The 22,186-nt window shown below is 67.7% G+C and carries 18 protein-coding genes; 14 read left to right on the forward strand and 4 right to left on the reverse strand.

Annotated elements, in window-relative coordinates; all coding sequences use genetic code 11:
- The first annotated feature begins 22 nt into the window (after positions 1-22).
- From ACXI0D_RS21070 to ACXI0D_RS21105, 8 genes are all read left to right on the forward strand, one after another.
- Positions 23-385 (forward strand): VOC family protein, encoded by a 363-nt coding sequence (locus ACXI0D_RS21070; protein WP_075677367.1) that lies wholly within the window; start codon positions 23-25, stop codon positions 383-385.
- Between the two features lie 32 nt (positions 386-417).
- Entirely contained in the window at positions 418-1,188 is a 771-nt protein-coding gene (gene truA / locus ACXI0D_RS21075; RefSeq protein WP_014037970.1) for a tRNA pseudouridine(38-40) synthase TruA, read from the forward strand.
- A complete protein-coding gene (locus ACXI0D_RS21080) occupies positions 1,185-1,841 on the forward strand; it encodes a phosphoribosylanthranilate isomerase (RefSeq protein WP_014037969.1) in 657 nt (218 codons plus the stop codon). Before truA ends, ACXI0D_RS21080 begins: the two co-directional genes overlap by 4 nt.
- 168 nt (positions 1,842-2,009) lie before the next feature.
- Positions 2,010-2,684, forward strand: a complete 675-nt coding sequence (locus ACXI0D_RS21085) for a DUF1449 family protein (RefSeq protein ID WP_049445573.1) — start codon at positions 2,010-2,012, stop codon at positions 2,682-2,684.
- The gene (locus tag ACXI0D_RS21090; protein ID WP_075677095.1) at positions 2,681-4,699 is read left to right on the forward strand and encodes a hypothetical protein; all 2,019 of its coding nucleotides are present in this window, start codon (positions 2,681-2,683) and stop codon (positions 4,697-4,699) included. The genes ACXI0D_RS21085 and ACXI0D_RS21090 overlap by 4 nt, the downstream gene beginning before the upstream one ends.
- An 85-nt stretch (positions 4,700-4,784) precedes the next feature.
- On the forward strand, positions 4,785-10,175 hold the full coding sequence (locus ACXI0D_RS21095; protein WP_479643122.1) for a DNA repair ATPase: 5,391 nt from the start codon (positions 4,785-4,787) through the stop codon (positions 10,173-10,175).
- On the forward strand, positions 10,172-10,879 hold the full coding sequence (locus ACXI0D_RS21100) for a hypothetical protein (RefSeq protein WP_119006568.1): 708 nt from the start codon (positions 10,172-10,174) through the stop codon (positions 10,877-10,879). Before ACXI0D_RS21095 ends, ACXI0D_RS21100 begins: the two co-directional genes overlap by 4 nt.
- 44 nt (positions 10,880-10,923) lie before the next feature.
- On the forward strand, positions 10,924-12,033 hold the full coding sequence (locus ACXI0D_RS21105; RefSeq protein WP_049445566.1) for a toxic anion resistance protein: 1,110 nt from the start codon (positions 10,924-10,926) through the stop codon (positions 12,031-12,033).
- 71 nt (positions 12,034-12,104) lie between these two features.
- Here the strand turns inward: ACXI0D_RS21105 and ACXI0D_RS21110 are convergent, their stop codons facing one another.
- Positions 12,105-12,992 carry a LysR family transcriptional regulator gene (locus tag ACXI0D_RS21110; RefSeq protein ID WP_479643123.1) on the reverse strand — a complete coding sequence of 296 codons (888 nt, stop codon included), beginning with the start codon at positions 12,990-12,992 and terminating at the stop codon, positions 12,105-12,107.
- A 97-nt stretch (positions 12,993-13,089) separates the two neighbouring features.
- Here ACXI0D_RS21110 and trpB point away from each other — a divergent pair, with 97 nt between their 5' ends.
- The 6 genes from trpB to ACXI0D_RS21140 all read left to right on the forward strand — a co-directional run bounded on the left by trpB (position 13,090) and on the right by ACXI0D_RS21140 (position 19,032).
- A complete protein-coding gene (trpB, locus tag ACXI0D_RS21115; RefSeq protein ID WP_014647880.1) occupies positions 13,090-14,307 on the forward strand; it encodes a tryptophan synthase subunit beta in 1,218 nt (405 codons plus the stop codon).
- A complete protein-coding gene (locus ACXI0D_RS21120; RefSeq protein ID WP_014037961.1) occupies positions 14,304-14,984 on the forward strand; it encodes a hypothetical protein in 681 nt (226 codons plus the stop codon). The genes trpB and ACXI0D_RS21120 overlap by 4 nt, the downstream gene beginning before the upstream one ends.
- A 1-nt stretch (position 14,985) precedes the next feature.
- Entirely contained in the window at positions 14,986-15,795 is an 810-nt protein-coding gene (gene trpA, locus ACXI0D_RS21125; protein WP_479643124.1) for a tryptophan synthase subunit alpha, read from the forward strand.
- 261 nt (positions 15,796-16,056) lie between these two features.
- Positions 16,057-16,932, forward strand: coding sequence for an acetyl-CoA carboxylase, carboxyltransferase subunit beta (gene accD / locus ACXI0D_RS21130; RefSeq protein WP_005410473.1), 876 nt, complete (start codon positions 16,057-16,059; stop codon positions 16,930-16,932).
- The gene (glmM, locus tag ACXI0D_RS21135; protein ID WP_049445557.1) at positions 16,932-18,293 is read left to right on the forward strand and encodes a phosphoglucosamine mutase; all 1,362 of its coding nucleotides are present in this window, start codon (positions 16,932-16,934) and stop codon (positions 18,291-18,293) included. The genes accD and glmM overlap by 1 nt, the downstream gene beginning before the upstream one ends.
- Before the next feature lie 256 nt (positions 18,294-18,549).
- Entirely contained in the window at positions 18,550-19,032 is a 483-nt protein-coding gene (locus tag ACXI0D_RS21140; RefSeq protein WP_479643125.1) for an RcnB family protein, read from the forward strand.
- Positions 19,033-19,080: 48 nt separating this feature from the next.
- Here the strand turns inward: ACXI0D_RS21140 and galE are convergent, their stop codons facing one another.
- From galE to ACXI0D_RS21155, 3 genes are all read right to left on the reverse strand, one after another.
- Positions 19,081-20,103, reverse strand: coding sequence for a UDP-glucose 4-epimerase GalE (gene galE / locus ACXI0D_RS21145; RefSeq protein WP_479643126.1), 1,023 nt, complete (start codon positions 20,101-20,103; stop codon positions 19,081-19,083).
- A 74-nt stretch (positions 20,104-20,177) separates the two neighbouring features.
- On the reverse strand, positions 20,178-21,035 hold the full coding sequence (locus tag ACXI0D_RS21150) for a polysaccharide deacetylase family protein (protein ID WP_014037956.1): 858 nt from the start codon (positions 21,033-21,035) through the stop codon (positions 20,178-20,180).
- On the reverse strand, positions 21,028-22,173 hold the full coding sequence (locus ACXI0D_RS21155; RefSeq protein ID WP_458220474.1) for a glycosyltransferase family 4 protein: 1,146 nt from the start codon (positions 22,171-22,173) through the stop codon (positions 21,028-21,030). Before ACXI0D_RS21155 ends, ACXI0D_RS21150 begins: the two co-directional genes overlap by 8 nt.
- Positions 22,174-22,186 lie beyond the last annotated feature (13 nt).

Consider the following 22,186-nt stretch of genomic DNA (forward strand, 5'->3'; position numbering starts at 1 on the left):
ACCCGCCGACAAGGACCGTGCCATGAGCCGCGAGCGCCGCATCGACTACGTTGAATTCGCCTCCAGTGACCCGGCCGCCAGCCGCGCCTTCTTCGAAAAGGTGTTCGGCTGGTCGTTCGTCGACTATGGCAGCGACTACACCGCCTTCGACGATGGCCGCCTGCAGGGCGGCTTCTTCCGCGGCCAGCCGCAACGGGCCAGCGACAGCGGTGCGCCGCTGCTGGTCCTGTATGCCGACCAGCTGGCGCCGATCGAAGCGGCGGTGCGCAACGCTGGCGGTGAGGTCGTGCGGCCGGTGTTCTCTTTCCCTGGCGGCAGCCGCTTCCAGTTCGTCGAGCCCGGTGGCAACGAACTGGCAGTCTGGTCCGAACGCGATCCGGCCTGAGCGCCGCCCCACCCGCAACATCGAGGTAGCACATGCGTTACGCGCTTGGCGTCGAATACGACGGCAGCGATTTCAGGGGCTGGCAGAACCTGGGCGAGGGCGGCCCCAGCGTGCAGGCCAGCCTTGAGCAGGCCCTGTCGTCGGTGGCCGATGCGCCGCTGCAGGTGGTCTGTGCCGGTCGCACCGATGCCGGTGTGCATGGCCAATGCCAGGTCGTCCACTTCGATACCGACGTGGTGCGCGATCCGCGCGCCTGGATGCTGGGCACCACCACCCGCCTGCCGCGCTCGATCGCGGTGCGCTGGTGCGTGCCGGTGGCCGATGATTTCCACGCCCGCTTCTCGGCGCGTGCGCGCCGCTACCGCTACCGCCTGCTCAACCGCGAAGTGCGGCCGGCGCTGCAGCGGCAGACCCTCAGCTGGGAGCGCCGGGCGCTGGACGAGACCCTGATGCATGCCGCCGGCCAGGCCCTGCTCGGCGAGAACGACTTCAGTGCGTTCCGCTCGGTGCAGTGCCAGGCGCTGCATGCACGGCGTGAACTGCAGTCACTGCAGGTCAGCCGCCAGGGCGAGGTGATCGAGGTCGCCGTGCAGGGCAATGCATTCCTTCATCACATGGTCCGCAATATCGTCGGATCGCTGATCCTGGTGGGCAGCGGCGAAAAACCGGTGGAATGGATCGCCGAACTGCTGGCCGGGCGCGATCGCACCGTAGCCGGTCCCACCGCACCGCCGCAGGGCCTGGTGTTCCTTGGGCCCCTGTACCCCGACAACTGGCATCTGCCCGCCGAGGTCACGCTATGAGCCGCTCCTACTACCGCACGCGCATCAAGTTCTGTGGCATGACCCGGGCCGGCGACGTCCGCCTGGCCGGTGAACTGGGTGTGGACGCGGTGGGTTTCATCTTCGCCCGTGAAAGCAGCCGCCGGGTCGCCCCGGCCGAGGCACGCGCGATGCGCCAGGCGATCGCGCCGATGGTCGACGTGGTGGCGCTGTTCCGCAACAACAGCAAGGAAGAGGTGCGCGAGGTGCTGCGCACGGTACGACCGACCCTGCTGCAGTTCCATGGCGAGGAAGACGAGAGCTTCTGCCGCAGCTTCAACATGCCGTACCTGAAGGCGATCGCCATGGGCGGGCGTGAAGAGATCAACGCCCGCACCCTGCAGCTGCGCTATCCCAGCGCCGCCGGCTTCCTGTTCGACAGTCATGCGCCGGGCGGCGGTGGCGGCACCGGCGTGGCCTTCGACTGGGGCCGGATCCCGACCGGCCTGCATCGCCCGTTCCTGCTGGCCGGTGGCCTGAACCCGGAAAACGTCTACGACGCGGTGCTGGCCACCCTGCCGTGGGGCGTGGATGTCTCCAGCGGCATCGAACTGGAGCCGGGCATCAAGGACGGCTACAAGATGCGCACCTTCGTCGAGGAAGTGCGCCGCGCCGATTGCACGGTTCTCGAGTGATTCGCGTCACTATTTACCCTGATCAGCGCCCCGATTTGAGCCTGCACGCATTCTTCACATAGGATGGTCCCAAGCGCGCCTGCCATGAGGGCTGGCGCGGGGATCGACGGGACGCGCTCGGCGCGCCCCGAACGGGCGGCCGCCGCCCATAGCCCAGGAAGGCAAGCGATGCAGGAGTTTCTCACCGTCGTACTCGGTTACCCGACGCTGCCGTACAGCATTCTGCTGTTGGTGTCGGTGATGTATTGGGCGGTTGCGGCGTTCGGCCTGGTCGATGACGGTTTTGGCGATCTCGGCGCCGATGGCGCGCTCGAGACGGGGACCGACCTCAGTGGCCTGTCGGCCATGCTGGCGCGCTGGGGCCTGGGCGGCGTCCCGATCATGGTGGTGGTCACCCTGCTGGGCCTGTTCGGCTGGCTCATCACCTATTTCATCCATCTGTTCGTACTGCTGCCGCTGCCGGACCTGCTGCGCTGGGGCCTGGGTACGCTCGTGGCGGTGCTGGCACCGCTGCCTGCGGTACCGGTCACCGCGCTGATCCTGCGCCCGGTCCGGCGCTTCCTGCTGCGTCTGCGTCCGGTGCCGCAGGCATCGCTGCTGGGCCGGATCGGCGTGGTCGCATCGCCGAAGGTGGACGCACGCAGCGGTCATGCCACTGTCGATGATGGCGGCGCCGGGCTGGTGCTGCAGATCCGCAGCGACATCGAACTGCAGCGTGGCGAGCGCATCGTGCTGGTCGAGCACATGGCCGAACAACACTTTTACCGGGTGGTCCGCGCCGATGCGATCGCCCTCGATTTCCAGGACAACCTGCTTCCGGGCAACAAGGAGAATCATCAATGACGTTGGCATCCCTCTTACCGATCCTGGCCGTCGCCGGCGGCCTGCTCGTCCTGCTGCTGGGCGTGGCCGGGCTGTTCAAGGCCTTCTATCGCAAGGTCGACCAGGGCGTGGCCCTGATCGTCAACGACATGAGCTCCACGCCCAAGGTGCACTTCACCGGTGCGCTGATCATCCCGGTGCTGTACCGCGCCGAGCTGATGCGGATCAGCCTGATCACCCTGCAGATCGACCGCCGCGGCAAGGAAGGCCTGATCTGCCGCGACAACATGCGTGCCGACATCGCCGTGGCCTTCTACCTGCGGGTGAACGAGACCCAGGCCGATGTGCTGCGCGTGGCCAAGGCCATCGGTGCCGACCGTGCGTCGGACAAGCATGCCGTCGATGAGCTGTTCAACGCCAAGTTCTCCGAAGCGCTGAAGACGGTCGGCAAGAAGTTCGACTTCACCGAACTGTTCGAGAAGCGCCAGGAGTTCCGCGACGAGATCATCGCGGTGATCGGCAACGACCTCAACGGCTATGTGCTGGAAGACGTGGCGATCGATTACCTGGAGCAGACCCCGAAGTCGCTGCTGGACCAGTTCAACATCCTCGACGCGCAGGGCATCCGCAAGATCACCGAGCTGACCGCCGCGCAGAACGTGGTGACCAACGAGCTGGAGCAGAACGAGAAGCTCGCCATCACCAAGAAGAACGTGGAAGCGCGTGAAGCGCTGCTGGCGCTGGAACGCCAGCAGGCCGAAGCCGAAGCACGCCAGAAGCGCGAGATCGAGACCATCCGCGCGCGCGAGGAGGCCGAGACCGCCAAGGTGCAGGAAGAGCAGCGCCAGCTGTCCGAGAATGCCCGCATCGAAGCACAGCAGCTGATCGAGATCCGCGACCAGAACCGTCTGCGCGAAGTGGAAGTGGCCGAGCAGAACCGCCAGCGTGCCGTGGCCATCGAGGCCGAGCGCGTGGAGCGTGCACGCCAGCTGGAGCAGGTCACCACCGACCGCGAAGTGCAGTTGCAGGGCGTGGAGCGCGACAAGGTGGTCGAGCAGGGCAAGATGGACGTGGCCAACATTACCCGCGAACGCATCTCCATCGACAAGACCGTGGCGCAGGAAGAAGAGCGCATCAAGGAAGTGCGTGAGGTCTCCGAGGCCGACCGCCAGAAGCAGGTGCTGATCCTGGAAGCCGAAGCCAAGGCGCAGGAATCGCTGGTGCGCGAAGTGAAGGAAGCGCAGGCGCGCGAAACCGCCTCCAAGCATCGTGCGGTGGAACTGACCACGCTGGCCCAGGCCGAGCACGAAGCAGCCGGCAAACAGGCCGAAGCCAAGCGCCTGCTGGCCGACGCGCTGCGCGCCGAACAGGCCGCTCCTGGCCTGGCCGAAGCGCAGGTGCGTGAAGCTTCGGCACTGGCCATCGAGAAGGTCGGCATCGCCGAGGCCCGCGTGATCGAAGCCAAGGCCGAAGCCAGCCTGAAGCAGGGCAGCAACGAAGCCCGCGTGCTGGCCGAGACCCTGCAGGCGCAGGCGCAGGGTGAGGAGAAGATGGGCCTGGCCCGTGCCACCGCCACCGAATCGCTGGGCAACGCCGAAGCCGGCGTGGTGCAGAAGAAGCTGCTGGCCGAGGCCGAGGGCCTGGTGCGCAAGTTCGAAGCCATCGCCTCGCTGAGCGACCAGGCGCGTGGCCACGAAGAGTTCCGCATGATGCTGGACAACAGCCTGAAGCAGGCGCTGGCCTCGATCGAAGCCGGCAAGGAAGTCTCGCGCGAGAACGCCAATGTCATCGCCAGCGCGCTGCGCAACGCCGACATCGACCTGGTCGGTGGCGACGGCGGCATGTTCGAGAACCTGGTCAAGGCGGTGTCGCTGGGCAAGTCGATCGAAGGCTTCGCCGGCAAGAGCCCGATCGTGCAGGAGCTGATGCAGCGCTACCTGGGCGTGGCCGTGGCCGAACCGGCACCGCGCCAGATCGCCGAGGATGCCGAAGCGGTGCCGACCGTGTCGGCCACCGTGGTCGACAGCGCCCGTTGATGCATCGGGCGATGGCTGCTGCGGCCATCGCCCGCCCGCGCCGGCCGCAACCGCGGCCGTCCGCCCGTGAGCCGGAAGCCTGCTGATGTCTGATACCCATCCGTCCGCCGAATCCACTGCACCGGAGGCCGGCGGCACCACCGTCGACCAGGCCGTTGCCCAGGGCGGCGCCTACGAAGTCCTGCGCCGCCGCCTGGCCGAGCAGGGCCAGCGCCTGCAGGGCCTGGCCGAGACGCTCAACCGCCAGCGCCTGGCCGAGTTCGGCGACAGCCGCCTGGAGGTGGTCGGGCGCTTCCGCATCCGCAGCGAGAACAACTGCGTCGGCCGTGACATCGTGCAGGTCGGCCCGGACCGCCTGCTGTTCGGCTACAACGTGTTCATCGGGCTGAAGACCCAGACCCGCATCGAGGACGTGTTCGGCCTGTACCGGCTGGTGCAGGGCAGCGACGGCTACGACGTGGCCGCGCTGGAGCTGAAGGGCAGCTTCCTCGACCAGCCCGGCTTCGTGCACGACTTCAATGAGCTGTACGCGTACTACAAGCACGCACGCCTGCTGCAGCTGATCGTGGTGGGCGACAAGCTGCTGGCCTCGTTCCAGATCGGCGAGCGCAGCAGCGACGTGCGCGTGTTCCGCTGGGCGCTGTCGCGCGATGGCGAACTGACCTATCTGGATGCGCGCGGCGAGCGCGATATCGCACTGCCGCCGCCGTTCGACTTCGAATGGACCAGGGCGACCCGCGACCTGGCAGTCAATGGACGCCATTCGCACCTGAACATCCTCGACACCCTGTTCGTGGAGACCACCGGCGGCGACCTCACCATCAAGGTCGAGAACAATACCGAGACCGGGCAGGGCATCTACAGCGAACCGGTGGAGGACAGCACGCAGTCGCTGGACGACGCCCAGTTCGAATTCGCCCGGGTCGGCTCGCTGGTGCTGCTGAAGGTGCTGCCGTACCGCGAGACGGAGTGGCGCGGCCTGATCTACAACACGCTGACCGGCGGCATCGTGCGCAACGATGCGATCGTGCAGGCCTGCGTGCAGCTGCCCGAAGACCACGGCGTGATCTTCCCGGGTGGGTATTACCTGCAGGGCGGCGAGCACAAGGCATTCGACGCCTCGATGGCCGGCATGCAGTTCAAGCGCAGCATCCGTTCGCCGAACGGCGAGGACGTGCTGTACATCTTCTACGAGCGCGAAGGCGGACGCTCGGCGCTGTTCGTCTACAACACCATCCAGCGCGTGCTGCAGAACCCGGTGTTCGGCCATGGCTACGCCTTGATGCAGGACGGGCGCATGGTGCTGTTCCATGCCGAAGGCAGCGAACCGACCCGCATCCATCCGATGCAGGTCTGGCAGACCCCGTTCAGCAGTGACGAGTTTGCAGCCAGCCGACCGCCCGGCAACACCTTCATGGGCCGCATCGGCAACGCCGAGCTGGTGCGCGGCATTTCCAACCTGTTCAACCTGGCGCGCGAGATCGAAGGCCAGGACGTGTCGGTGCAGCGCTACCAGCGCCTGGTGGCCGACACCCGGCGCCTGTTCGATGCCCACCACTGGCTGGGCGACGCGGCCTGCGATGGCGCCGAGGCGCTGCTGCGGCAGATCAGCGCCACCGGCGAATCGGTGCTGGACGAATACGAGAAGGTGCAGTCGATCCGCCAGCAGTCGGCGCAGGCGATGGTCGAGGCCGAGGCCGCGCACAAGGCGCTGCTGGGGCGGCTGCAGCCGCAGAACTGGAACGAGGTGCAGGCCTTCGTCGAGGCGCTCAATGCGATCACCGCATTGCGTGGACGGCTGCTGACCATCCGTGAGCTGCGCTACATCGACACCGCGCGCATCGAAGTGATGGCGGCCGAGCTGGTAGAAGCGCAGGACCGCGTCGGCGCCGCCACTGGCGAGTTCCTTGCGGACGAAGCCGCGCTGGCGCCGCTGACCTCGCGCCTGCAGGCGCTGGATGAAGCAGCCCAGCAGGCACAGAGTGCCCGCCAGCTGGACGAGCAGCTGGAGGGGCTGCGTGGCATGGCAGCCGACCTGGACATGTTGTCCGAGCTGATGGCCGGCCTGAAGGTGGACGATGCCACCGCCCGCACCCGCGTGGTCGAGTCGATCTCGGTGCTGTACGGCCGCCTCAACCAGGCCCGTGCGCGTGCTGATCAGCGTCGCCGGTCGCTGGGTTCGGCCGAGGCCGTGGCGCAGTTCGCCGCGCAGTTCGCGCTGTTCTCGCAGTCGATCACCAGCGCGCTGGCGCTGGCCACCGATCCGGAACGCGCCGACGAGCAGCTGTCGCGCCTGCTGGTGCAGCTGGAGGAGCTGGAGAGCCAGTTCGGCGAACACGAGCAGTTCCTTGGCGACATCCTGAGCAAGCGCGAAGAGCTGGTGGAAGCCTTCGAAACGCACAAGCAGGCACTGCTGGATGATCGCCAGCGCAAGGCACGTTCGGTGCTGGATGCGGCCAACCGCATCCTCGATGGCCTCGCCAAGCGCACCGAGCGCTTCGCCACCGCCGATGAGCTCAATGCGTTCTTTGCCGGCGATCCGCTGATCCTCAAGCTGCGTGAGCTGGCCGAACGCCTGCGCGCGCTGCATGACAACGTCAAGGCCGACGACATCGAGGCGCGCCTGAAGGGCGTGCGTGACCAGGCGGTACGCCAGCTGCGCGACCGCAGTGATCTGTACGAAGCGGGCGGCAACGTGGTGCGGCTGGGGCCGCGCCATCGCTTCAGCGTCAACACCCAGGCGCTGGACCTGACCCTGCTGCCGCGTGGTGACACGCTGGCGATCCATCTGACCGGCACCGACTTCCTGGAGACCCTGCACGATCCGGAGCTGGATGCGCTGAAGCCGTTCTGGCCGGTCACCCTGGACTCGGAATCACCTGCGTTGTATCGCGGTGAGTATCTGACCGGCAGCCTGCTGATGGCCGCGCAGGAGGGGAGCGACGGCCTTGACCTGGCCACGCTGCAGCACGACGTCGCCACGCCCGAAGCACTGGACCAGCGCGTGCGTGCGTTCGCCGCACCGCGCTACCGCGAAGGCTACGAGCGCGGCATCCATGACCATGATGCCGCGCTGATCCTGCGTGCATTGCTGCCCTTGCAGCAGGCGGCCGGCAGCCTGCGCCATGCACCGCGGGTGCGTGCGCTGGCACTGCTGTTCTGGGCCGCCGAGCAGCGGCGCGAAGCGGTGGCGCAATGGCCGGGCCGGCAGATGGGTGCCGAAGCGCTGGCACGCCTGCTGGGGTCCGACGAAGGGCGACTGGCGTTGCGTGCGGAAATGGCCGAGGCACTGCTGGCGTATGCGCAATCCCACGCGTTGCCGTTCGATGCCGATGCCGCAGAGGCCGCGGCCGCCTATCTGGGCGAAGAGCTGGCGACCGGCGAGCCGGTGTTCAGCAGCAGTCGCCATGCGCTAGCGCTGCTGGATGCGCTGGCGCAGCAGCTGGAACAGGCCGGGCAGCGCGAGGCGGTCGAACGCGCCCTGCAGCGCAGCCAGGATCCGCTGGCCACGCGCTGGGCGCTGGCCGGGCAGTGGCTGCGGGCGCTGGCGCGGATGCCGGCGCATGCCCTGCATGCCGGCTACGTCGACGAGGCTGCGGCACTGCTGCTGGTGCAGCGCCAGCTGCGTACCCGTGCCAGCGACGCCGCGTTGCAGGCGGAGGTCAATGGCCTGCTGGGTGAACACGCACGCATCAGCAACGGCACGCTGGTGGTATCGCTGGATGATTTCCTGGAGCGCCTGACGCAGCACCTGCGTCATTTCGTGCCGGCGTTCCACGCCTACCAGGCGCTGCGCCAGGGCATCATCGGGCGCGAGCGCGAGACCCTGCGGCTTTCCGAGTTCAAGGCACGGCCGCTGTCCTCGTTCGTGCGCAACAAGCTGATCAACGATGTCTACCTGGGCGTGATCGGTGACAACCTGGCCAAGCAGATGGGCACGGTCGGCGAGAACAAGCGCAGCGACCTGATGGGCCTGCTGATGATGATTTCGCCGCCGGGCTACGGCAAGACCACGCTGATGGAATACGTGGCGCACCGCCTGGGCCTGGTCTTCATGAAGATCAACGGCCCGGCGCTGGGTCACGAGGTGCGCTCGCTGGACCCGGCCCAGGCGCCGGACGCGACCTCGCGGCAGGAGCTGGAGAAGCTCAACCTCGCGCTGGAAATGGGCAACAACACCATGCTGTATGTGGACGACATCCAGCACACCCATCCCGAGTTCCTGCAGAAGTTCATCTCGCTGTGCGATGGCACCCGCCGTATCGAGGGCGTGTGGCGCGGCCGCACCCGCACCTACGACATGCGCGGCAAGAAGTTCTGCGTGGTGATGGCTGGCAACCCGTACACCGAGTCCGGCGAGGTGTTCAAGATTCCCGACATGCTGGCCAACCGTGCCGACATCTACAACCTCGGTGATGTGCTCGGTGGCATGGAGGCGGCCTTTACCCTCAGCTACATCGAGAACAGCCTGACCTCCAACCCGGTGCTGGCGCCGCTGGCCACGCGCGACATGGCTGACCTGTACGTACTGGTCGACCGTGCGATGGGCAAGGAGGTCTCGACCAACGGCCTCAGCCACGCCTACAGCAGCGCGGAGATCAACGAGATCACCGCCACCCTGCAGCGCATGCTGCGCGTGCGCGACGTGGTCTACCGGGTCAACCAGCAGTACATCGCCAGTGCCGCACAGGACGATCGCTACCGTACCGAGCCGCCGTTCCGGCTGCAGGGCAGCTACCGCAACATGAACAAGCTGGCCGAGAAAATCTCGCCGGTGATGAACGAGGACGAGCTGCAGCAGCTGATCTCCGACCACTACCTGGGCGAGGCACAGCTGCTGACCACTGGTGCCGAAGAAAACCTGTTGAAGCTGGCCGAGCTGCGCGGCGTGCTGGACGACACGCAGGCGCAGCGCTGGACGCAGATCAAGCGCGATTTCCTGCGCAACAAGGCCATGGGTGCTGACGACAGCGATGTCGGCGGGCGCGTGGTCGCGCAGCTGGCCGACATCGCCACCGCCCTGCAGCTGCCACCGCCGGCGCCGGAAGCAATTGCCGTTGCCGACCCGGCACCGTGGTCGGCATTGCTGGAGGCCCTGCATCGCCTTTCTGAGACACGTCCCGCCGCCGCAGCGCCGGAGCCGGTCGTGGCGGCCCCCAGTGTGCCGGCCACGGTCCTGGCCGACGACCTGCAGGCGGGCCTGGCGCCATTGGTGGAATTGTTGGCGGCATCGCAGGCGCAGCAGGCACAGGTGTCGCAGACCCTGGCCGCGTTCGCCGGCTGGGCGCGGCAGCAGGTCGAGCGTGGCGTGCCGAACAGTGCGGTGGCGCAGCGAGCGCGTGTGCGCCGTGCCACGACGCCGGAGGAGCGCGCGCTGGATGAAGCCCTGATGCGCCACTTCTATGGCGAGTCGTTGCCGCCGGACGACAGCGAGGAGATTCCGGCAACGACACCGAAGCCGCCGCCGCTGCCGTGACCACGCAGGCGCCACTGCCGCCACCGAGCTTGCCGGACACGGCCGATGTCGCCGTGCTGGCCAACTATGGTGCGCCGTTGCTGCAGGCACTGGCGCGGCGCGAAACACCGTTGCCGCCGGGTGCGGGCGACGGCCTGGTGGCCGCACTGGCACGCATCGCGCTGGCCCTGCAGGCCGCCAACCCGGCGCAGATCCGGCAGCAGGAGGGCTGGTGGGGCCGCCTGCTGGGGCGCGATGTCGATCGCGAGGCGGAGGGACGTGCGCTGCAGTCGCAGCTGGGCGTGCTGGCCCTGCAGGCGCGCGAGCAGGCCCAGCACCTGCAGCAGCACCTGCAGCGGCGGGCCAGGGCCATCATCGAGCATTCAGAGGCAGCCACGGCACTGGACGCCTGGGTCGAGCTGGCTGCGGCGCGGCTGGCGTCGCTGGATATCGCCGGCCAGGCCGCGCTGTCGCAACGGCTCGATCATCTGCGCCGGCTGGCCATGCTGCGCCGTCTCGAGGCCGGCCAGTGGCAGCTGCTGCAGGACCAGGACAACGTGCTGCTGCAACGCTTCGCGCGCATCCATGACGTCCTGCTGCCGGCCTGGCGGCAGGCCGCCGTGGCGGGCCAGGCCGCGGCCGGCGCCACACTGGCGGCGAAGGCCGCCACGCTGCACGCACAGATCGATGACGAGGTCGCGGCGGCTCAGGCTAGACTGCCTTGAGCCGGCCGCCGCTGCCGCTTACCCAACTGCAAGGAGACTGCCCGATGACCCAGGACAGCCAGACCCCCGGTGCCCTCGTGCCCGGCACGACCACCGCCACTCCGCTCGATGACGGCGCATTGCAGGCGCTCGGCCTGGTCCGCGAGGATCTGCCGCGCATCGCCGAGATCCGTCTGGAGCTGGATGACCTGCGCCCGGGCAACCTGCAGGTGTTCGGTCGCGAAGCGGCCACGCGCACCGCAGCGTTCTCCAGCCAGTTGCTCGACCAGGTGCGCAATCGTGACCTGGATGCCAGTGGCGAGAAACTGGGCGAAGTGGTGCGCATCGCGCGCAGCCTGAAGCTGGACGGCTTCGCCCAGCGGTCGAAGGTGCCGGTGATCGGTGGCCTGATCGACCGCCTGCGCGTATCCAAGGGTGAGCTGGTGCAGAAGTTCAGCGACACCAACGCGCAGATCGAGCAGCTGCTGGGCGATGTCGGTGTGCAGCAGGCGTTGATGGGCAAGCGCGTGGGCGAGTTCGACCGCATGCATGACATCGTCCGCGAAGAACGCCATGCGCTGGGCCTGTATGCTGCCGCCGGCAAGCAGCGCCTGGCCGAACTGCAGGCCGAGCAGCAGGCCGGGCAGGGCAGCGAGGATCCGCAGCAGCGCATCCGCCAGGGCGAAGTCGACAACGCGATCCGCCTGATCGAAAAGCGCGTGTCCGACCTGCAGCTGATGCAGCATGCGGCCGATCAGTCGCTGCCGATGATCCGCCTGATCCAGGCCAATGCGCTGCAGCTGATCGAGAAGTTCAACACGGTGCGCGAGATCACCATCCCGTCGTGGAAGCGCCAGTTCGCGATCCAGCTTTCGCTGGGTGAGCAGAAGGCCGCGGTCGAGCTGTCCACCGCCATCGACGATGCCACCAACGAGCTGATGCGCCGCAATGCCGATCTGCTGCGCCAGGCCTCGGTGGATACCGCGCGCAGCAACCAGCGCGGCGTGATCGACGTGGCCACGCTGCGCCACGTGCACGACCAGTTGATCGCCACGGTCGAGGAAGTGCGCAGCATCCATCGCGAAGGCATGCAGCAGCGGCAGCAGGCCGAAGTCGAGCTGTCGCGCCTGCGCGAAGACCTGCAGCAGCGCCTGGCCACACCGACCGCCAGCTGAAAAAAGGGGACGGAGGGAATTAAGTCGTTTGTGCCACTTGCGACTTAATCCCCTCCGTCCCCTTTTTGTTGTCAACGGAGTTGCTGGCCCAGCCAGTCGGCCAGCGCATCCACGCGCGCATCGGCCGGTCCGTCCGGTCGCGCCAGCACCCAGAAACCACCGGTGGCGGCAAACCCCCACGGCGCGACCAGTCGCCCGGCGGCCAGGTCCTCGGCCACCAGCGGCTCGGGTGCGATCGCCGGGCCCAGCCCGGCCACTGCTGCCTCCAGCAGGTAGTACAGATGCTCGAAGGCAGTGCCCAGCTGCAGCTTCGAGGTGTCCAGAGCGTGTGCCTGCGCCCACGCCGGCCACGCCTGCGGCCGTGAACTGGTGTGCAGCAGCGTCTCCTGCAGCAGCGCCGAGGGCGGTACATGCCGCAGGCGCTGCGCGGCCGGATGCGAGGGGGCCACCACCACGCCGACCCGTTCCGGCGCCAGCTCACGCACCTGCCAGCCCCGGGGCCACGGCCCCTGCGCCAGCAGCAGCACCGCATCCAGTGCGGCCTGCGCCTCGGTGAAGCTGCCATCCAGCGCCGACCACTGCAGGCGTACGCCGGGCAGGGCGGCCTGCAGCGCAGGCAGGCGCGGGATCATCCAGCGCGCCAGCACGCTGCCGCTGCAACCCAGCACCAGCGCCGGAGCCGCCGCCGGCCGCCGCAGTTCGCGCACGCAGTCTTCGATGCCGCTGAAGGCCTCGCTGCACGCGGCCTGCAGGCGCGTGCCCGCAGCGGTCAGGCGCAGGCCGCGACCGGCACGCTGGAACAGCGCCAGGCCGAGGTGGTCTTCCAATAGCTTCAGCTGGCGGCTGACCGCACCGTGGGTGACGTGCAGGTCCTGCGCGGCGCGGCCAACCCCGCCCAGGCGGGCGGTGGCCTCGAACGCGCGCAGCGCATTGAGCGGTGGCAGCAGGGAATGGCTCATGTGAGATTTCCTGACGATATGCGCCAGATAATATCCATTTTCCGGTCACGACCCGTGCGCTAGAGTATCCACCTGTCTCGAACCAGCGGTCGCTTCCATGTCTGCCTCCCCCATTGCCGACTACCACGCCTTCCCGGATGCCCAGGGCCATTTCGGCCGCTACGGCGGCAGCTTCGTTGCCGAAACCCTGGTCGGCCCGCTGCAGGAACTGGCCCAGGCCTATGACCAGGCCCGCCAGGACCCGGCATTCCAGGCCGCCTACGATCGCGACCTGGCCCATTACGTGGGCCGGCCGAGCCCGATCTACCACGCCCAGCGCCTGAGCGACCATGTCGGCGGCGCGCAGATCCTGCTCAAGCGCGAAGACCTGAACCACACCGGCGCGCACAAGATCAACAACACCATCGGCCAGGCGCTGCTGGCGGCGCGGATGGGCAAGAAGCGCATCATCGCCGAGACTGGTGCCGGCCAGCACGGCGTGGCCAGCGCCACCGTTGCCGCGCGGCTGGGCCTGGAATGCGTGGTGTACATGGGTGCCACCGACATCGAGCGGCAGAAGATCAACGTCTACCGCATGAAGCTGCTCGGCGCGACGGTGGTGCCGGTCACCTCCGGCTCGGCCACCCTGAAGGACGCGCTCAACGAAGCGATGCGCGACTGGGTGACCAATGTGCAGGACACCTTCTACATCATCGGTACGGTCGCCGGCCCGGATCCCTATCCGCGCATGGTGCGCGACTTCAATGCCATCGTCGGCCGCGAGGCACGCGAGCAGATGCTGGCCGAGTACGGCCGCCTGCCCGATGCGATCACCGCCTGCGTCGGCGGCGGCAGCAATGCCATCGGCCTGTTCCATGCCTTCCTCAACGATCGCCAGGTCGAGATCGTCGGCGCCGAAGCCGCAGGTGATGGCATCAGCACCGGCCGCCACGCCGCGTCGATCGCCGCCGGTCGTCCCGGCGTGCTGCATGGCAACCGCACCTATGTGCTGTGCGACGACGACGGCCAGATCATCGAGACCCATTCGGTGTCGGCCGGCCTGGACTATCCGGGCGTCGGCCCCGAGCACGCATTCCTGGCCGACACCGGCCGTGCACGCTACCTCGGCATCACCGATGAAGAAGCGCTGCAGGCCTTCCACCTGCTGGCGCATACCGAGGGCATCCTGCCGGCGCTGGAGTCCAGCCATGCGCTGGCACAGGCGATCAAGCTGGCGCGTGAGCGTCCGCGTGACCAGATCGTGCTGTGCAATCTGTCCGGCCGTGGCGACAAGGACGTGCATACCATCGCCGCGCGCGAAGGGCTGGTGCTGTGAGCGCGCTGCTGCGCAACAGTGGCGTGCTGCTGCTGGCGCTGGGGTTGGCCGCATGCCAGCCGCCGGAGCCGCCGGTGCTGGCACCGGCCGCCAAGGCCACCACGCAGCCGGCACAGCAGCCGGCCGCCAACGATGACCTCGACCCGATGGCGCGTGCGCCGATTGTCGATCCGCCGTCCATGGAAGATACGGACAGCGATGGCGCGCCCGCGGTGGTCTCGGTGGCGCTGGACCATGCCGGCGAGGTGCTGATCGGCCAGCATATGACCGATCTGAAGGCACTCGGGCCGTGGACCGCGCAAGGGGCGGTCGAAGCCATCGGCGGCAGTTGCGAGTACTACGACGGCAAGGGGCTACCGCCCGGCGTGTCGATGATGACCGATGAAGATCGCGTCGTCCGTTTCGATCTCGGCCTGGATCCGGAGAGCGGGGCGCCGACCCAGCAGCCCGGTCCGTTCGGCCTGCGTGTCGGCATGACCCGCGCCCAGGCCATGGCCCAGTTCCCGAAGCCGCCGGTATCCAGCCCGCATGCCTACGACGGTGACCAGGGCGAGTACCTCACCTGGCAGGACCCGGGTTCGGACCTGGGTATCCGCGTGGAACTGTTTGAAGGAAGGGTCACCCAGATGTACTGGGGAACCAGCGATGCGATTGAACTGATTGAAGGATGTGCCTGAAATGTCCGTATCCCGACTCGATGCCTGTTTCCAGCGTCTGCGCGAACAGCAGCGCAAGGCGCTGATCCCCTTCGTCACGGCCGGTGATCCCTCGCTGGAAGCCACCGTGCCGGTCATGCACGCACTGGTCGATGCCGGCGCCGACGTGATCGAACTGGGCGTGCCGTTCTCCGACCCGATGGCCGATGGCCCGACCATCCAGCGCAGCTCCGAGCGCGCGCTGGCGCGCGGTGCTGGCAGCCGCTACGTGCTGCAGGCCGTGGCGCAGTTCCGCGAGCGCGATGCGCAGACTCCGGTGGTGCTGATGGGCTACTTGAACCCGGTGGAGATCCACGGCTACGCGGCCTTCGCCAAGGCCGCCGTGGACGCCGGCGTGGACGGCGTGCTGCTGGTCGACCTGCCGCCGGAAGAAGCGGGCGAGGCCCTGCAGGCGTTCGACGCAGCCGGCCTGGCGCTGGTGCTGCTGGTGTCGCCGACCACCAGCGAGGCGCGCGCTGACAAGCTGCTGGCGTTGGCCCGTGGCTACCTCTACTACGTCAGCTTTGCCGGTGTCACAGGCGCGTCCGAGCGCCTGGACAGCGATGCCGCCAGTGCCCGCCTGCAGGCGTTGCGCGCGCGTGCGTCGGTGCCGGTGGTGGCGGGCTTCGGCATCAAGGATGCCGACAGTGCCGCGGCCATGGCCCGCCAGGCCGACGGCGTGGTGGTGGGCAGCGCGCTGGTGGCGGCGCTGGCCGAAGCGGGCTCGGCGGAAGAGGCCGCGCAGCGCGCCCGGGCCTTCCTGGCCCCGCTGCGGCAGGCGCTGGACGCGTAACAGGACGGCCGGCCGCTGGCCGGCATCGTCCATACCCGCCTGCGCGCAGGGGCTGCCGGCCAGCGGCCGGCACTACCCATCGGTCCAAACACAATGGTTGCCGGCCAGCGGCCGGCACTACCCCACACCTAAACGTACGTCCCAGCATGGTTTTTTCCGGCGGCCCCGTGGCTGGCAAGGGGGTGCACGGGCGGGGAAAGCGGAGCTAGACTGTCCGCCTTTGCGGCCCCTGGGCCGCCCTGAACGGAAGTGTCCTCCCGCATGAGTTGGCTCAGCAAGTTGATGCCGTCCGGCATCCGCACCGACAACACCCCCAGCAAGAAGCGCAGTGTCCCCGAGGGCCTGTGGGAAAAGTGCAGCAACTGCGGCAGCGCGTTGTACCGTCCGGAACTGGAAGAGAACCTGGAAGTCTGCCCGAAGTGCGGCCATCACATGGCGATCCGTGCGCGTGCGCGCCTGGCTGCCCTGTTCGATGCCGACAGCACCACCGAGATCGGTGCGCGCCTGGGCCCGACCGACCTGCTCAAGTTCAAGGACCAGAAGAAGTACAGCGAGCGCATCAAGATCGCGCAGAAGAATACCGGCGAGTACGACGCGCTGATCGCCATGCGCGGCCTGCTCAAGGGCCGTGCGCTGGTGGCTTCGTCGTTCGACTTCGCCTTCATGGGCGGCTCGATGGGCTCGGTGGTCGGCGAGCGTTTCGCACTGGCCGCGGAGACCGCGGTCGAGATCGGTGCGCCCTACGTGTGCTTCTCGCAGAGCGGTGGCGCGCGCATGCAGGAAGGCCTGTTCTCGCTGATGCAGATGGCCAAGACCTCGGCTGCGCTGGGCAAGCTGCGTGAAGCCGGCCTGCCGTACATCTCGGTGCTGACCCATCCGACCACCGGCGGCGTGTCGGCCTCGTTCGCGATGCTGGGCGACATCAACATCGCCGAGCCGCAGGCGCTGATCGGCTTCGCCGGCCCGCGCGTGATCGAGCAGACCGTGCGCGAGAAGCTGCCGGAAGGCTTCCAGCGCTCGGAGTTCCTGCTGGAGCATGGTGCCATCGACCAGATCTGCGACCGCCGCGAAATGCGCGACCGCCTGTCCGATCTGCTGGCAATGCTGGGCCGTCAGCCGGCGCCGGAGGTGGCTTGATGGGAGGCCGCAAGTACTTCGGTACTGATGGCATCCGTGGGCGGGTCGGCCAGGGCGTGATCTCGGCCGACTTCGTGCTGCGCCTGGGCAATGCCCTGGGCCGTGTCCTGGTCGCCCAGCGCGGCCAGGACGGGCGCCGGCCGATCGTGGTGATCGGCAAGGACACCCGCATTTCCGGCTACATGTTCGAAGCGGCACTGGAAGCCGGCCTGGTCGCCGCCGGTGCCGACGTGCAGCTGCTGGGGCCGATGCCGACCCCGGCGGTGGCGTTCCTGACCCGCACGCTGGGCGTGGATGCCGGCATCGTCATCAGTGCTTCGCACAACCCGCACTACGACAACGGCATCAAGTTCTTCTCCGCCCAGGGCGAGAAGCTCGACGATGCCACCGAGCTGGCCCTGGAAGCGGCGCTGGACGTTCCGTTCACCACCGCTGAATCGGAGAAGCTTGGCAAGGCGTCGCGTGCGCGCGAGGCGGTCGGCCGCTACATCGAGTTCTGCAAGGCCAGCGTGCCGCGCGCGTTCGACCTGCGTGGCGTACGCCTGGTGCTGGATTGCGCGCACGGTGCCACCTACCAGATCGCACCGCTGCTGTTCCGCGAACTGGGCGCCGAGGTGATCGGCATTGGTGCCGAGCCCAACGGCGTCAACATCAACGCCGGCGTGGGTTCCACCCATATCGACAACCTGGCGGCCAAGGTCCGCGAAACCCGTGCCGATCTCGGCATCGCCTTCGATGGCGATGGTGACCGCGTGCTGATGGCCGACGACCAGGGCAATCCGGTCGACGGCGATGACCTGCTGTACATCCTGGCACGCGCCTGGAAGGCCGAAGGCCGCCTGCGCGGCCCGGTGGTCGGCACGCTGATGAGCAACTACGGTGTGGAGAAGGCATTCGCCGACCTGCAGATTCCGTTCGTGCGCAGCAATGTCGGCGATCGCTACGTGCACCAGGCGCTGATGGAAGGCGGCGGCGTGCTCGGCGGCGAAGCCTCCGGCCACCTGCTGTGCCTGGACCGGGCCACCACCGGTGACGGCATCGTCAGCGCGCTGCAGGTACTGGTGGCGTTGCGCAACAGCGGGCAGACCCTGCGCCAGGCGCTGAAGGGGCTGGTGCGGGTGCCGCAGAAGACGGTCAACGTGCGGCTGGGCAATGTCTCTGCCAAGGCCACGGTGCAGGCCGACAGCGTGCAGGCCGCGCTGGCCGTCGCGCAGCAATCGGTGGCTGGCCGTGGTCGTGCATTCCTGCGCCCGTCCGGTACCGAGCCGGTGGTGCGGGTCACGGTCGAGGCCGATGACGCAACGCTGATGCAGGATACGCTGGACCGCCTGTCCGCTGCGGTGCGCGACGCCGCCGCCTGAGGCTGGCGACGGTACAATCTGGCACCCCGACATGGCCGCTTCTGCGGCCATGTCGCTTTCCCGCACCACTGACTGAACCGATTGCGACCTGCGATCACGTTCAGCTGCGGCTGTGCGCTTTGTGACGCGCTCTGAACGATGCGCGGCGTATCCCCGGCATCAGGATCCCCGCATCGACGCACGCGATGCGCAGGCGGGGGCCCGGTCGGAGCGGACCACGCTCCATCCTTCTTCCTTCGTTGCAAGGACCATGACCATGAACACCTCACTGCGCTACAGCCGCCGCCTGCTGGCAGGTGCGCTGCTGGTGCTGCCGCTGCTGGGCGGTGTCTCCATTGCCAGTGCCGAACGTCGCCCCGAAGGCGGGCCGCATATGACTGCCCCACGCGAGGAGCCCCTGCGCGCGCCGTGGGGCTATCCGCGAATGGAGCGGCCACGTGAGCTGGGCAATGCACGACCGGTGTTCCGCGATGACTACCGGCACAATTTCCGTGCCGACCATGCCTTCCGAATCGGCCCGTACCATCCGCCGGTCGGCTACGCCTACCAGCGTTGGCATTACGGTCAGATCCTGCCGCGCCCCTACTGGGTCGGAGACTACATCCTCAACGACTTCTGGCTGTTCGGCCTGGACATGCCACCGATGGGCTTTGAATGGGTGCGCTATGGGCCGGACGCGCTGCTGATCAATACCGGGAACGGTGAGATCGTGCAGGTCGTCTACGGGCGATTCTTCTGACTGAAAGAACCTGCCTGCGTCACGGCGCAGGCAGGTGCAGTCGTTCGTTCACGGGCGTGTCGGTGGCGCTTGGGCCGGCATTTCCCGCTGCCACTTCCAGGCGTCACGACACATGTCGGCCAGCGTGTGACGGGCCTTCCAGCCCAGCTCGCGCAGCGCCAGCGAGGCGTCGGCGAAGCTGACCGCGATGTCGCCATTGCGTCGCGGGACGATGCGGAACGGAATCCGGATCCCGGTGACCTGCTCGAAGGCCTGGATCAGTTCCAGCACGCTGTGGCCCTGGCCGGTGCCGAGGTTGAGCGTGATGCTGCGCCGCTGGTCGCGCAGGAACTGCAGGGCCAGCACGTGGGCGTTGGCCACATCCTGCACATGGATGTAGTCGCGTACGCCGGTGCCGTCATGGGTCGGATAGTCATCACCGAAGACCTGGACTTCCGGCAGCAGGCCAGCAGCGACCTGCGCGATGTAGGGCATCAGGTTGCTCGGCGTGCCGTGCGGCAGCTCACCGATCAATGCCGTGTCATGTGCGCCGACCGGATTGAAGTAGCGCAGCGTCGCCACGTGCAGGTCCTGGCCCGTCGCGACCAGGTCCGCGAGCAGTTGCTCCACCACCAGCTTGGTACGGCCGTAGGGCGTCATTGCACAGGTTGAAGCGGACTCGGCCACCGGGCAATGCTCCTGGTTGCCGTACACGGTGGCGGAGGAGCTGAAGACCAGCAGCGTCACCCCCGCATCCTGCATCGCACCGAGCAGGGCGATCGTGCCGCTGATGTTGCTGTCGAAGTACTGCAGGGGCACCGTCTGCGATTCGCCCACGGATTTGAGCGCCGCGAAGTGCAGCACGGCATCGATCGCATGCTGCTGCATCAGGGCGGCCATGCGCAGTCGATCACGGATGTCAGCCTGCACGAACACCGGTGCCGTGCCGGTGATCCGTCCGATACGCTCGACGACGCTGGCGTCGCTGTTGCACAGCGAGTCCACGATGACGACGTCGTGTCCCTGCTGCAGCAGCTCGACGCAGGCATGCGAGCCGATATAGCCAGCGCCGCCGGTCACCAGTACGTTCATTGCCTTCACTGTTCCTTCGAATCCATTCAAGAATCGGGTGCTGCCGATCACAGGGATGGGCGCCTCTGCGCCGTTTACGGGCCCGGCACCATCTTCTTCTGCCGGGCCTTGAAGCCGTTGAAGATTGGCGCGATCAGCGGGTTGTAGCTCCAGGCGATGCGTTTGCGCAGCCAGCTGGCCGGGCGGTTGCGGATCGCGAAACGGTAGATGCGCTCCGGATCTCCACCCACCACGTTGCGGCCGAACGGATGGGTGGTATGCAGGTAGCGGAAGCCCTGTTCGCGCGCCACTTCGATGTAGTCATCGTCGAAGTCGCCATAGGGCCAGCACAGCGTGTCGGAGACTTCGCCGAGCTTCTCCAGCAGCGTCTGCCTGGCCATCGCCAGGTCACCGCTGATGCCTTCGCGGCGCTGTGCACGATCCAGGTCGTCACGCTTCAGCCAGCGGGTGTGGCTGTGGGTATGGCAGTGGACCTCGAACGTGCCCGCTTCGATCGCCGCGCGCGCTTCGCTCCAGCGCATCATCACTTCGTCGCTGCGGCCCTGCTTGTAGATCAGGTCTTCGCAGGCACGGTGCTCCGGCGTAACCGGCAGCTCGGCGCCTTCGATGCCGGCGTGCGGGCGCACCGGGCCTTCGTGCATCCAGCCGGTGACCACGAACACCACCGCATGCATGCCGTACTTCTGCAGGATCGGGTGGGCGTAGACCCAGTTGTCCAGGTAGCCATCATCGAAGGTGATCACGATCGACTTGCGCGGTACCGGCTTGCCGGCAAGGAAGTCGGCGTACTGATCCAGCGTCAGCGATGTCCAGCCGGTACGTGCCAGCCAGGCGATCTGGCTCTCGAAGTTCTCCGGGGATACGGTGATCATGCCCGGCGAGTTGCTGACATGGTGGTGCATCAGCACCGGTACGGTTCTGGCATTAGCCATGACCCAGCTCCTTCAACCATTGGAGGTAATAATTTTCGGTGGCCTCGCCATGGCCGGCCGCGCTGAATCGCGCAGTGCTGCGGATCCAGTCCCAACCGGCACGGCCCATCTGCCGCCGACGTTCCGGATCGTCCACCAGCAGGCGCAATGCGCCGGTGAGGGCGGCGTCATCGCCCAGCCGGGTGAGGATGGCATTGCTACCTTCCACCAGCATTTCAGGCACGCCGCCGACGCGGTGCGAGACGATCGGCAGCGCTGCCTGCGCGGCTTCGAGGAACACCGTGCCCGAAGCCTCCTTGTGTGTGGCCAGGGCGAAGACGTCGAAACCGGCCATCAGCCGGTGGGCGTCGCTGCGGAAGCCGAGCAGATGCACCTGCTGCTCCAGGCCGAGTTCGCTGCGCAGGGCCTGCAGGCGGCCCATCACCGGCTCACCGTCGCCTATCACGCACAGGTGAAGATCGGGGTTGGCCCTGCACAAGGGTGCAATGGCATGCAGCAGTTCGGCATGGCCCTTGGCTTCGCGCAGCACGGCCACGCAGCCGACCACGATGTCGCGCTCGGCGAAACCGAGTTCGGCACGCACCTGTGCACGGGTGTCCTGCAGTCTTGTCCAGGGATCGCCCTGCTCGGCACTGTCCCAGCGTGGCGGCGTCGCCATCGGCGGCACGATGCCGATGCGCTCTGCGGCGATGCCACGGTCGACCAGCAGCTGCTTGACGAAGTCGCTGACAGTGATGATCCGGTGCGGCAGGCCGGTATAGGTCAGCAGTGAGTTGACCGGGCTCATCAGGTGGCGCGAGCGCACCACCAGCGGTGTGCCGCCGAGGCGTGCACCGGCCGCGGCGATCAGCGCATCACGGCGGCTGGTGGTGTTGACCACGTCATAGCGCTCGCGGCGCACCAGTCGCGAGACCGACCAGATGCCGCGCAGCAGGCGCGGCAGGCCGCCCATGCGCAGGGTGTGCACGGTGAAGCCATCATCGCGTGCAAGCTGGGCCAGTCGCGCCTCGGGCTGGCACAGCAGCGCCACCTCGTGGCCACGCGCGCGCATCACCTGCATGTGGCGGAAGATGTAGATCTCCTGCCCGCCCATTCCCTTGGCGGCTTCGGTGTGCAGGATGCGCAGCGGACGGTTCATGCGGGATCGATCC

The sequence above is a fragment of the Stenotrophomonas sp. C9D9 genome (genome assembly GCF_056491205.1).